The 12,212-nt window shown below is 64.1% G+C and carries 12 protein-coding genes; 7 read left to right on the top strand and 5 right to left on the bottom strand.

The window, feature by feature from the left end; all coding sequences use genetic code 11:
• Positions 1-4 precede the first annotated feature (4 nt).
• Entirely contained in the window at positions 5-1,297 is a 1,293-nt protein-coding gene (locus tag J2808_RS10540; RefSeq protein ID WP_309815691.1) for a branched-chain amino acid ABC transporter permease, read from the bottom strand.
• 482 nt (positions 1,298-1,779) lie between these two features.
• Between J2808_RS10540 and J2808_RS10535 the strand changes: the two genes are divergently transcribed.
• Complete coding sequence (locus J2808_RS10535; RefSeq protein ID WP_309815690.1) at positions 1,780-2,670, top strand: Bax inhibitor-1/YccA family protein; 891 nt, start codon at positions 1,780-1,782, stop codon at positions 2,668-2,670.
• A gap of 98 nt (positions 2,671-2,768) precedes the next feature.
• Here J2808_RS10535 and galK read toward each other — a convergent pair whose 3' ends face one another.
• Positions 2,769-3,956 (bottom strand): galactokinase, encoded by a 1,188-nt coding sequence (gene galK, locus J2808_RS10530; protein WP_397428035.1) that lies wholly within the window; start codon positions 3,954-3,956, stop codon positions 2,769-2,771.
• Positions 3,953-5,143 (bottom strand): galactose-1-phosphate uridylyltransferase, encoded by a 1,191-nt coding sequence (galT, locus tag J2808_RS10525; protein WP_309815687.1) that lies wholly within the window; start codon positions 5,141-5,143, stop codon positions 3,953-3,955. The genes galK and galT overlap by 4 nt, the downstream gene beginning before the upstream one ends.
• Positions 5,144-5,277: 134 nt before the next feature.
• Between galT and J2808_RS10520 the strand changes: the two genes are divergently transcribed.
• The 4 genes from J2808_RS10520 to J2808_RS10505 are packed head-to-tail and all read left to right on the top strand — an operon-like array spanning position 5,278 to position 9,504.
• Positions 5,278-6,237, top strand: coding sequence for an aldose 1-epimerase family protein (locus tag J2808_RS10520; protein ID WP_309815684.1), 960 nt, complete (start codon positions 5,278-5,280; stop codon positions 6,235-6,237).
• A gap of 40 nt (positions 6,238-6,277) precedes the next feature.
• Positions 6,278-7,591 (top strand): AI-2E family transporter, encoded by a 1,314-nt coding sequence (locus tag J2808_RS10515; RefSeq protein WP_309815682.1) that lies wholly within the window; start codon positions 6,278-6,280, stop codon positions 7,589-7,591.
• A gap of 48 nt (positions 7,592-7,639) precedes the next feature.
• A complete protein-coding gene (gene ilvA, locus J2808_RS10510; protein WP_309815679.1) occupies positions 7,640-8,878 on the top strand; it encodes a threonine ammonia-lyase in 1,239 nt (412 codons plus the stop codon).
• Between the two features lie 8 nt (positions 8,879-8,886).
• Positions 8,887-9,504, top strand: a complete 618-nt coding sequence (locus tag J2808_RS10505) for a rhomboid family intramembrane serine protease (RefSeq protein WP_309815678.1) — start codon at positions 8,887-8,889, stop codon at positions 9,502-9,504.
• A gap of 40 nt (positions 9,505-9,544) precedes the next feature.
• Here the strand turns inward: J2808_RS10505 and greA are convergent, their stop codons facing one another.
• Positions 9,545-10,039 (bottom strand): transcription elongation factor GreA, encoded by a 495-nt coding sequence (greA, locus tag J2808_RS10500; RefSeq protein ID WP_309815675.1) that lies wholly within the window; start codon positions 10,037-10,039, stop codon positions 9,545-9,547.
• A gap of 151 nt (positions 10,040-10,190) precedes the next feature.
• Positions 10,191-10,538, bottom strand: a complete 348-nt coding sequence (locus tag J2808_RS10495; protein WP_397428033.1) for a DUF4307 domain-containing protein — start codon at positions 10,536-10,538, stop codon at positions 10,191-10,193.
• Positions 10,539-10,869: 331 nt separating this feature from the next.
• Here J2808_RS10495 and mca point away from each other — a divergent pair, with 331 nt between their 5' ends.
• Entirely contained in the window at positions 10,870-11,775 is a 906-nt protein-coding gene (gene mca / locus J2808_RS10490) for a mycothiol conjugate amidase Mca (RefSeq protein ID WP_309815671.1), read from the top strand.
• A 113-nt stretch (positions 11,776-11,888) separates the two neighbouring features.
• Positions 11,889-12,206 carry a hypothetical protein gene (locus tag J2808_RS10485; protein WP_309815669.1) on the top strand — a complete coding sequence of 106 codons (318 nt, stop codon included), beginning with the start codon at positions 11,889-11,891 and terminating at the stop codon, positions 12,204-12,206.
• The last annotated feature ends 6 nt before the right edge of the window (positions 12,207-12,212 follow it).

Here is a 12,212-nt window from a genome sequence, read left to right as displayed (position 1 = left end):
CTTCCTATCCCACGCGCTCGCGGCGACCCAGGATGCCTTGCGGCCGGATCAGGAGGACGAGGATCATCACGCCCAGCGGGATGACGTATTTGAGGTCTGCCGGCGCACCGAAGACTGTGGTCAATTCGGTGAAAATACCGACGACGACTGAGCCGATGAGGGCGCCAAAGACGGTCCCGAGGCCGCCCAGCGTGACGCCGGCGAAGATCAGGAGCAGAATCTGTGAGCCCATGTTGAAGGACACACCGGGCCGGTAGTACGCCCAGAGAATGCCGCCCAGGGAGGCGAGCACACCGCCCACGATCCAGACGATGCGGATGACCGCGTCCACGTCGATGCCGGAGGCAGCAGCCAGCGCCGGGTTGTCGGCAACGGCCCGGGTGGCCTTGCCGAGGCGTGTCTTCATCAGCACCAGCCCCACCACCAGGATGACGACGGCACTGATGACCAGCGACCACAGGTTGTTCGGGGAAACGGAGATCGGGCCCAGCTGGATCTCGGCACTTTGCGCACCGGGAAGCTGTTCGGTAGCTCCGCCGAAGTAGAACAGGATCACATACCGGGCGGCGAGGGCCAGGCCGATGCTGACGATCATCATGGGGACCAGCCCGGTCCCGCGGCCCCGCAGCGGCTTCCACAGCCCTGCGTCCTGGACGTAGCCCACCAGCCCTCCGCCGAGCAGGGCGAGAATGAGCGTCAGCCAGAACGGCAGCCCCATGGCGTTGAAGGCGAAAACCAGGACGGCCCCGAGGGTGACCATTTCGCCGTGGGCAAAGTTGGTCAGGCCCGTGGTTCCGAAGATCAGCGAGAGGCCCACTGCGGCCAGGGCGAGAAGCAGCCCGAAACTCAGGCCGGCGACCAGACGATTAGTGAGGTCCTGGGCGAAATTGCCTTCCTGCTGCACAATGCCCGCGCCGAAGGTGAAGATGGTGGTCTGGTTGGAGGTCTGGCCGAACGCCAGCTGCCGCGGATTCTCCTGGCCCTCGGCCAGTGCCACCCCTTCCGGAAGCGTGGATTCATCCAGTTCCACCTCATACGTGCCCGACTTCGGCACGCCGATGGTCCAGGACCCGTTGGCGCTCGAAGTGGTGGAACCCTCGAAGCCTTCACCGGAAACACTGATCTTGACCTCAGCGAGTGGAGCCCCCGCGTTACGCAGGAACCCGCTGATGCTGAAAGGGGATGTGGTCGCCGACGGGGATGGTGCCGGAGACGGGGAAGTGGCCTGTGAAGCCGGAGCGACGATAAGCAGGATTGCCAGGACTGAGCCAAGGATGGCTCCAATCGCTGTCAGCAATCCCAGCTGCCGTCGGTTCGGCAGGCCTTTGGGTGTACTTCTCAAATTGAAAAACCTCCACTTGGGGGGTGGCCAGGGTGCGCCCTTGCAACCGCTGCAAACGTCACGGGACGGATGGCACCGCTTTCTGCAGGTTTGGGACCTGATTGTGATATCCGTCACCGTGTGTGGCCTATGTTACAGCTCGTCAGGGCCAAATTTACGGTGACGGGAAGCTGGTACGGTCGCGATCGCATAACAACTGGTCCGCGGCCATTGCCCTTCGCTAAAGTGTTCGCCAAGAAACTTCTGGTGTTCAGCAGTATTCCTCATGGGTCATATGGCCGACGCCCCGTTCTGCCGTGCCGGCGGCGGCCTGCCCGGATGCATCACGGTTCCATTTCGGCGCCCTGCATGGGGGAACTTATTGGAGCGCATGGGCGTAGATATTGGTAGCGTGGTTTGTAATTCACGACTCAACCCTTACTTGGAGGACACCAGCAATGGCACTTGGCGGAAACCCGATCTTCAACGGAAAGAATTTCCGTGGAGCAACGCAGGCGCCGCCTGTCCCGCAGGGGCCCTATGGACAGGCTCCCTACGGACGCGCGCCCGCAATGGACCTGGACGGTCAGGCCGGCTATTCCCAGCAGACCAGCGAGCAGCTTCAGTACATCTACGACCAGCCCGCCGCGGGTCCCGCAGACACTGGCCGGATGACCTATGACGACGTCATTGTCAAAACCACTGCCTGCATCGCCGTTGTGGTGGCGGGTGCTGCAGTCACTCTGTTTGTCAGCATGGGCCTCGCAAGCGTCCTGATGATCGTCGGTGCAATAGGCGGTTTTGTCCTGGCACTGGTGAACACCTTTAAGAAGCAGCCGTCGCCGGCACTGATCCTCGCCTATGCGGGCCTGGAGGGTCTCTTCCTCGGGGGACTGACCCGCATCCTGGACGCCCAGTTCCCGGGCGTAGGCCTGCAGGCCGTCATCGGTACGCTGTCGGTCTTTGCGGTGACATTGGTGCTGTTCAAGAGCGGCAAGGTACGGGCTACGCCCAAGGCCATGCGCTTCTTCATGATCGCGATCATCGGCTACGCAGTCTTCGCGCTGATTAACATGGTCATGATGATGACCGGTGCTGTGCAGGAACCGTTCGGCCTGCGCACCAGCGTAGAGATCTTCGGCATCCCGCTGGGCGTCTTCATCGGTCTCCTGGCCATCGGTCTGGCGGCTTTCTCCCTGATCATGGACTTCACCAGCATCGAAGAAGGCGTGAATGCCGGTGCCCCGCAGCGCTTCTCCTGGACGGCGGCCTTTGGCCTGACGGTCACCCTGGTGTGGCTCTACGTGGAGATCATCCGGCTGCTCGCTATCTTGCGCGGCGACGACTAGCACTTAGAGACGACGGCGCCGCCGTCGCACTGCTCCATACACGGAAGGGCTCCCGGCTGTGCATCACGCACAGCCGGGAGCCCTTTCTGATGCTGACGCTATGAGACGCGCATGGCTCCCGCGGCCGGGGCCACCGTGAAAATCTCCGGAGCCCTGTAGCCCGCTTCGGAAAAGGCGCGCTCGACGGCGGTGCGCACCTGCTGCTCCGCCGTTGCCGGTGTCAGGGCGATGGCCGCCCCGCCGAAACCGCCGCCCGTCATCCGGGCGCCTATTGCGCCGCTGGCGCGCGAGATGGCCACGGCGAGGTCCAGTTCCGGGCAGGAGATCTCGAAATCGTCCCGCATGGAAAGGTGGCTGGCATCCAGCAGTTCTCCGATGGCGCCGGGACCATCGCTGGTGAGCAGCTCCACCGTCTGCAGGACCCTGTCATTCTCTGTCACCACGTGGCGGACGCGGCGGAAGGTGACCTCGTCCAGCAGGCCCTTGGCCCTGTCCAGGCCTCCCACCTGGACGTCCCTGAGTGCCTTGGCGCCAAGAAGTTCGGCGCCCAACTCACAGGAGGCGCGGCGGGACGCGTAACCGCCGTCGGCATGGGAGTGGGAGACCTTCGTGTCGATCACCAGCATGACCAGCCCGGCGGACTCGGCGTCGAAGGGAACCAGCTCAACGCTCTGGTCCCGGCAATCCAGGAACACTGCATGCCCTTTCGAGCCGCGGAGGGAAGCGGACTGGTCCATGATGCCCGTAGGGGCGCCCACGAAGCCGTTTTCAGCCCTCTGGGTGGCGAGGACCATCTCCTCGGGCTCCAGCCCGGCACCGGTCAGTTCGTTGAGGGCGGAGATTACCGCGCATTCGATGGCGTGCGAGGACGAGAGCCCGGCGCCCAGCGGCACATTGGAATCGAGCAGCAAATCCAGTCCGGGAATTGTGATGCCGCGCTCCTGCAGCGCCCAGATGACGCCGAGCGGATACTTCGTCCAGCCTTTCGCGGAGGCCGGCTCCAAGGAGGTTAGATCGGTGGCGAAAATTCCCTGGTCACCGTAGGTGGACATGAGCCTGACCGTGGAGTCCTGCCGGACTGCGACGGCGACGCGTGCGGTCTTATCGATGGCGAACGGGAGCACAAAGCCCTCGTTGTAGTCAGTGTGTTCGCCGATCAGGTTAACGCGTCCCGGTGCCTGCCAGACGCCGTCGGGAAGCGTGCCGAACTCCCGCTCGAACCGTGCGGTGAGTTCCGCCACGCTGGGCGGGCCCTGGATGGTTGACGGGTCGGGTGCGGCGCTCACGCGTGTGCTCCTTCGGGCTGGGTGCCCAGGGTGGTGGGGACAGTAGCGGCGAAAACGGCGGCGGGGGAGGGGGCGGACGCCGGAACTGTCACGGCCCGGAGCCTTTCAGCCACACTTTCGGGCGTTGTGTCGTTGATGAAGGCACCCATCGCGGCCTCGGAGCCAGCCAGGTACTTGAGCTTGTCAGCTGCCCGGCGGGGGGAGGTTAGCTGGAGGTGCAGGTAACTGGCGGGGCGCAGCAGATCGTCCAGCGGTGCCTGGTGCCACGCTGAAATGTAGGGCGTCGGCGTGGGGTAAAGAGCATCAAGCCGCTTCAGCAAATCCAGGTAAACGTGCGCCAGTTCATCCTTTTCCTCGCCGCTGAGCGCCGCGAGATCGGGTACCTGACGGTGCGGCACAAGGTGGATCTCCAACGGCCACCGGGCGGCGAACGGCACGTAGGCGCTGAAGTTCTCTCCCTCCATCACCATCCGGCTCCCGTCTTCGCGTTCCGCCCGCAGCAGTGAACCTGTCAGGGTCTGCCGGCCGTCGGACCCATCATAGAATTTCCGTGCCGCAACACCGAGGGTCCCGGCCCTTGGGGTGACGTAGGGGTACGCGTAGATCTGGCCATGCGGGTGGTGCAGGGTGACGCCGATGTCGGCTCCCCGGTTCTCGAACGGGAACACCTGGCGGATCCCCGGCAATTTGCTGAGGGCTTCCGTGCGGTGCGCCCAGGCTTCCATGACGGTGCGGGCCCGCGTCTCACTCAGTCCGCTGAATGATCCCGTGTGCTCGGGGGTGAAGGACACAACCTCGCAGCGTCCGTAAGCGGGTCCGGTGGTTCCCCAGGCCGGAGCCGGGGGGATCTGGCCAACGGCGGGGCCCAGTGACGGGAAACGGTTTTCGAATACCACAACGTCGTAATCGGGAGCGGGGATCTCGGAGGGATTGGCTGCGGTGGTGGGGCAGATGGGGCACTGGTCTGCGGGCGGCAGGTGCGTGCGCGTCTGCCGGTGCGCGGCAACCGCCACCCACTCGTCCGTGAGTGCATCGAAACGGATTTCTCCCGGCGCCGCACGCTCAGGAAGATCCCGGTGATCGGTGGTCACTGCCACGGTGCGGGACGAACCGGCCAGCGGCCCGGCGTCGTCGAAATAAATGAGCTCCCGGCCATCGGCGAGCTGCGTGCTGGTGATACCTGTCATGGCTGGGGTCCTTTGACGTGAGTGGTGTTCCATCGATCATGTCACATTTCGCTCAAAAAAGAATAGATTCAAACAAAAACTAACAAATGGGGTCGTGATGGCAGGACCGCCCGGCCCCCTGTACGGTGGTGCTCATGACTTCGAGCACAACCCCGGACGCCAGTGTCCCGTCCGGATTCCAGACCTATGCCACCGGCCGGCAGTATGAAATCCGAAGGGGTGATGCGCTGGCGGTAGTGACTGAGCTCGCGGCGGGCCTGCGACTCTACAGCCGCGCCGGCGTGCAGCTGACCGAGACCTACGGCGATGCCGAGATTTCCCCCGGCGCCGCCGGAATCACCCTCGCCCCCTGGGCAAACAGGGTGGAGGACGGGGTTTGGTACCTCGACGGGAAGAAGCAGCAGCTCGACATCACGGAGGCCTCGCGGAACAACGCCAGCCACGGGTTGCTCCGTAACTCCGCCTACAGCCTCGTTGACGAGTCACAGTATTCGGTGACCCTTGAAGCGACGGTGTTCCCCCAGCACGGCTATCCCTTCCTGGTGCGGCACCGCGTGCAGTACCTTCTGGCAGAGGACCTGGGCCTGGAAGTCCGCCAGACGCTGATCAACGATTCCAACACACCGGCGCCGTTCGTCCTCGGCGCCCACCCTTACCTCCGGCTGGGTGAAGTGGACATGGACGACCTGACGCTCACTGTCGCCGCCGACACCCGACTCGTGGCGGACGCGCGGCTGATCCCGCGCAGCTCGGAGCCCGTCAGCGGGGACAGCGACTTCCGCGCCGGCAAGCGTGTGGGGGACCTGGATGTCGACGTCGCCCTGACAGACCTCGCGTTCGACGGCGGCTCGGCCCGCCACACGCTCAGCGCATCCGACGGCCGCAGCGTCACTCTGTGGCAGGACGAGTCCTGCGGTTACGTCCACGTCTTTGTGACCACGCAGCTGCCGGGCAGGCCCAAAGCGGTGGCCATTGAGCCCATGACCGGTCCGGCCAACGCCTTCAACTCAGGTGACGGACTGCGGTGGCTCCCGCCCGGCGAGTCATTCACCATGGCCTGGGGGATCGATGCTGTTCTGGGCAACGCCGGGTAGTCGTTTCGCATAAGGGCCGTGGCTGTACAAGTATTAGGCTATGACGCCAGCCGAGGACGCCACCCCATCCGCTTCAACGCCAGGCCTGCAGGCATCGGACGCGGTCCGGCCTGCTGAAAAACCCCGTCCGCCCAGGGTGCGGGCAGACCGGGAGCTTGACCAGGACATCCCCTATGGTGTCCGCATCGCGGCGTCGTGGGCCTGGCGGATCGGCCTGATCCTGCTGGTTGCCGGCGCCCTGGTCTGGCTGCTCAGCCGGATCAGCTTCCTGATCATCCCCGTTATGGTGGCCGCGCTCCTGGCCGGGCTGCTAAGTCCGGTGGTGCGCTGGCTGCGGAGCAGGCGCGTGCCCAACGGCGCCGCGGTAGCCGTCACTGTGCTGGGCTTCATTGCCCTGATCGGTGGCGCCCTCGCCCTTGTAGGCCGCCAGTTGGCCTCAGGCTTTGGGGAACTCTGGTCCCAGGCGCTGGCGGGCGTGAAGCAGGTCCAGGACTGGCTTGCTGACGGGCCGCTGCACCTGACCGCGGACCAGATCGATCAGTATCTCAAGGAAGCCTCCGCTGCCCTACAGGACAACAGCAGCAGCATTCTCAGCGGTGCGTTGTCCTTCGGCAGCACCGCGGGCCACTTCGCCGCGGGAATGGTGCTCGCCCTCTTCATCCTGATCTTCTTCCTGCTCGAAGGCGACAGGATCTGGGCCTTCCTGGTCCGCCTCCTCCCGAAGAAAGCACGCGCCGCAACGTTCGGTGCCGGCCGGCGGGGTTGGGCTTCGATGGTCAGCTACGCCAGGATCCAAATGTTTGTCGCGTTTGTTGACGCGGTGGGCATCGGCGTCGGTGCGGCGATTATCGGTGTTCCCTTGGCCCTTCCCCTGAGCGTGCTGGTGTTTATCGGTTCCTTCATCCCGGTTGTTGGTGCCCTGGTAACCGGTGCCATCGCTGTCCTGCTGGCCCTGGTGGCCAACGGCCCGATTAATGCGCTCATCATGCTGGCCATCGTCCTGCTGGTCCAGCAGCTGGAGAGCCACATCCTGCAACCCCTGGTAATGGGCAAGGCGGTGGCCCTGCATCCGGTGGCGGTCATCCTCAGCGTGGCGGCGGGGTCGTACCTTGCCGGCATCCCCGGGGCGCTGTTCTCGGTGCCCATTCTCGCCGTAGCAAACTCCGCGATTCGCTACATCGCCGCCAGAACGTGGGAACATGAACAAGTGCTGGTAACCCCCGGAGGGCCAGTGACGCTTGGCCCGGAGCCTGATGACACCATCAAGGAAGTCCGGTTGCCGGGTGCCAGGTCCGCCCGTGGCAAGGACGCCGCAGCCAGCACAGATGCATCCAATCCGGACCACAAGGCCTGACCACAGGCCTCGGCACCGGAGCCGAATCCACCCCAAGGAGAACTGTCCGTGAACACCCTCGAAACCCTTCCCGTCACGCTGGACGATGTCCTGGAGGCGCAGAAGTTGCTCGAGGGGATTATTACGCGGACACCGGTGGAATCGTCGCGGGCCCTTGGCGGCATGGTGGGCGGCGATGTATTTTTCAAGTGCGAAAACCTGCAGCGGGCCGGCTCATTCAAAGTCCGCGGCGCCTACGTGCGGATGGCAAGGCTCTCACCTGAGGAGAAAAAACGCGGCGTGGTTGCCGCGTCAGCCGGAAACCATGCCCAGGGCGTGGCAGTAGCTGCGAAAAGCCTGGGCATCAAAGCCCGCATTTACATGCCCTTGGGCGTAGCGCTCCCCAAACTTGCCGCCACCCGCAGTCACGGCGCTGAGGTGATCCTGCACGGACACAACGTGGATGAGGCCCTCGCTGAGGCGCAACGCTATGCCAACGAGTCCGGGACGGTGTTTGTGCACCCCTTCGACAACGTGGATGTGGTGTCCGGCCAGGGAACGGTAGGACTGGAGATCCTCGAACAGATCCCCAACGTGGACACTATCCTGATGGGCGTGGGAGGTGGCGGGCTGCTGGCGGGTGTCGCCGTGGCCGTCAAGGCCCGGGCCAGGGAACTTGGGCGGGAGATCCGCATTATCGGTGTCCAGGCCGAAAACGCGGCGGCCTACCCGCCGTCGCTAGCCGCTGACGCACTGGTTCCGCTGAAAAAAGTGTCCACCATGGCGGATGGCATCGCCGTGGGCCGTCCCGGCCAGCTGCCGTTCAGTATCATCCGTGAACTCGTGGATGACGTGGTCACTGTCAGCGAGGATTCCCTGGCGCGTGCGCTGATTTTCCTGCTGGAACGGGCCAAGCTGGTCGTTGAACCGGCGGGGGCCGTAGGGGTTGCCGCGCTGATGGACGGAAAGATCGAAAATCCCGGTACAACGGCGGTGATCCTTTCCGGTGGCAACATCGATCCGATGCTGATGCTCAAGGTCATCCAGCGCGGACTGTCGGCCGCCGGCCGCTACATGACAGTACGGATGATGCTCGATGACCGGCCAGGTTCACTGGCCACCATTGCCCGGATCATCGCCGAGAACGACGCCAACGTGACGGGGCTCGACCATACGCGTGTTGGCGGGTCCATTAGCATGGGTGACGTTTCCATTACTGTGAACCTCGAAACCAAGGGCCATGAACATTGCGAACAGGTCCTGGGCGCGCTCCGCGCCGAGGGTTTTCAGCCGATTGTGGTGCATTAGGAGCAGGCATGCTGGATGCGATGGGGGACGGTAAGCCAAGGAGCCGGGAAACCACAGCTTCGCGCGCCAAAGGCGGGCTGCTGGTGTCGGGCGGATTTGTCGCCCTGCTCTTTGTGATCGAGGTGGTCAACATGCTGACCCTGCACGCCCTGAACAGGACGTTCGGGCTTCGGCCGAGGTCCGCGGACGGGCTCCTGGACATCTTCACATTCCCGCTGCTTCACGCCAACCTGAACCATCTGCTCTCCAATGCCCTGCCATTGGTTATTTTCGGCTTCCTGGTGTTCCTTTCCGGCCTGCGGGTGTTCCTGACGGCCATCGCGTTCAGCTGGCTGGGCTCCGGGCTGACCGTGTGGCTGATCGGCGACGGCGGGATCACCGTGGGCGCCTCCGGCCTGGTTTTCGGATTGTTCGCCTTCCTCCTGGTCCGTGGTTTCTTCAACCACAGCTGGCGGCAGATCCTCCTTGCCGTGGTGCTCTTTATGATCTACGGGAGCATCCTGCTTGGTGTGCTGCCCATCATGGGCGGGTTTGTCTCCTGGCAGGCGCACCTGGGCGGGGCGGCCGGCGGCGTAGCTGCTGCCCTGTTGCTGCGCCCCAAATACACCAAAACGCCGGCCCCCTGACGGGGGCCGACGTTGAGGCCGAGGCAATGGGATCCGAGTGTCAGCCGACGTACGGCTTGGCGGAGAGAATCTCCACCGTGATGTCCTTGCCGTTCGGAGCGGTGTAGCTGAGCGTCTCGCCCTCCTTGTGGCCGACGATTGCGGCGCCGAGGGGTGACTTCTCGCTGAAAACGTCCAGATCCGAGTCGCCTGCGATTTCGCGGGACCCCAGCAGGAACGTCTCTTCGTCGCCAGCGATCTTGGCAACAACAAGCATGCCGGCTTCGACGATGCCATCATCGGCGGGGGCTTCCCCTACGTGGGCATCGCGCAGAAGCGCCGTCAGCTGGCGGATCCGGGCTTCAATTTTTCCCTGCTCTTCTTTGGCTGCATGGTAGCCGCCGTTTTCCTTGAGGTCGCCCTCCTGCCGGGCAGATTCAATCTTCTGGACAATCTCCGCGCGGCCAGCGCCGGAAAGGTGGTCCAGCTCTGCCTTCAGGCGGTCAAAAGCTTCCTGGGTGAGCCAGGCTGCAGGCGCGCTGTTGGTGGTAGACACGGACTTCTCCTAATGGTCATACATGCAAAAGACCCCGCCACGTGGCCACTTGTGGAACTCAGTAACCAGCTCAGCGGGGTAAAGGTATTGATTCATTGTAGTCAATACTGTGGAGATAACCCAACGGGGAAGCGGCGCAGATCACATGGTGTTACTTACTGCTACCCGGGACCCAGCAACTGTCCACCACTCCGGAAACGGACAGCGACTCCGTCCGCACTGCCACGCGCTGCGAAACCGTCCGGCCGCCGTCGGCAGTGGTGTCCGGCTCGCCGGGCGGGATGTCCACCACTTTCCAACCCACCACCGCGAACTTGGAATCCAGGGCTTTCACGGCACATTTAACGGCCGAACCAGGTTCCCTGGTGACCTGGAAATCAATCTCGGCCTGAGTGGCGTCGGTAGTGCTGAAGCCGAAGTCCTTAAACGTCACATCCGAGACAGCGGAAGACGTGGAAACCCAAGCCATGAAACCTACACCGGCAGCAAGGGCTGCCACTGCGATGCCGCGCTTCGCCCCTCGCGGGAGGGGCCGCTTTTGACTGCCATAACGATTGGCTAGGCTAGTGTCGGCAGGCGGGGACACGGCGGGCTGATCCTGGGTAGTCACCAATCCAGTTTAGTTCGGATCCGGACCGTGCCTGTCCGAGCGGATCAAGCAGCCGGTCCGGGCACCGCTGTGCAGCCTGGTTCGGTGCCAGGATCCGTTCCAGGCAGCTGGCAGTCGTTCAATATCAGCAGCCAGTAATGTCCAGAAGACGTAAGCCCCGCAGCCCGTTCAGCCTTGTTGCCGCCACGGCAGCCCCAGAAGAATAAGGAGCCGTCCCCTGATGACAGCGTCCACTCACACCCCGGCTCCGCTCCGGCTGCTCGCCGTTCATGCGCACCCGGACGATGAGTCCAGCAAAGGCGCGGCGACCATGGCCATGTACGCCGCGGCCGGCGTCGACGTCATGGTGGCTACCTGCACCGACGGATCCCGCGGCGACATCCAGAATCCCGCCGTGGAAGGTGAAGCCCACCCCAAGCGGGACATGGCCGGGGCACGGCGGCTGGAAATGAACCAGGCGGCCAGGATCCTGGGCATCAAGCAGCGCTGGCTGGGGTTCGTGGATTCGGGGTTGCCCGAGGGTGACCCACTGCCGCCCCTGCCGGCCGGTTCCTTTGCTGTCCAGCCGCTGGAGCGCGCCGCAGCGCCCCTGGTGCGGCTGGTCCGGGATTTCAAGCCGCACGTGATCATCAGTTATGACGAAAACGGGGGATACCCGCACCCGGACCACATCATGGCCCACCGGGTGGCCGTTGAAGCCTTTGCGGCCGCAGGTGATCCGGACCGCTACCCGGACACAGGCCCAGCCTGGGAACCCAGCAAGCTCTACTACGACCGCGCCTTCAGCCCGGCGCGGTTCCGCGCACTGCATTTCGCGCTTGAGGAAGCTGGCTTGCAGTCCCCGTATGCCCAGCGGCTTGCTGCCTGGCTCGAAACGGATGCCGAGGGCCATACGCCGCCGCCGGGCGTTCATCCCACCACCACACAGATCGACTGCGGTGACTATTTCGAGGCCCGCGACGACGCCCTCCGCGCACACTGCACCCAGGTGGATCCCCTGGGATTCTTCTTCGCTGTGTCCGCCGAGATGCAACGCCGCGTGTGGCCGTGGGAAGACTACTCGCTGATCGAGTCGCGGGTTCCCGCCACTTTCCCGGAGAAGGACCTTTTCGCCGGGCTAAGATAGATGCGGCAGATTGTTCTATGCCGTGTAGAAAAGCAGTGGGATGATCCGGGTCCAGCGGACCCGGTGCGGAAACCGTCACCGGCTGCCCACCAGTTTCCACAGAAGGTTAAACCGTGCATCACTTGCTCCTCGCCCTGTCCGCCACACCCTCGCCCCTGCCCACGCCCGGTCTGCGTGAGGGCATCTCCGAGGACCAGATAACACCAGGCCTGTGGGGCTTTATCATGACGGCCTTTTTCGTCCTGGCCACCACATTGCTCATCGTGGACATGGTCCGACGCATCCGGCGGGTCCGTTACCGGGCCCAGGTGGAAGAGGAACGTCAGGCAGCCGCCGCGGCTGCGGACATTGAGGCCGAAGATGTCCGGCATCCGGTGGAGAACGACATCCAGGGCGGCTCCGACAGCAACCAGCCCGGCGCGAAGGACTAGAGGGGC

Origin of the sequence: Pseudarthrobacter sulfonivorans (assembly GCF_031454915.1) — a bacterium.
Taxonomy (GTDB): Bacteria; Actinomycetota; Actinomycetes; order Actinomycetales; family Micrococcaceae; genus Arthrobacter; species Arthrobacter sulfonivorans_C.
The sequence above is the reverse complement of the archived record's forward strand: the minus strand, read 5'-3'. Positions and strand labels throughout refer to the sequence as shown.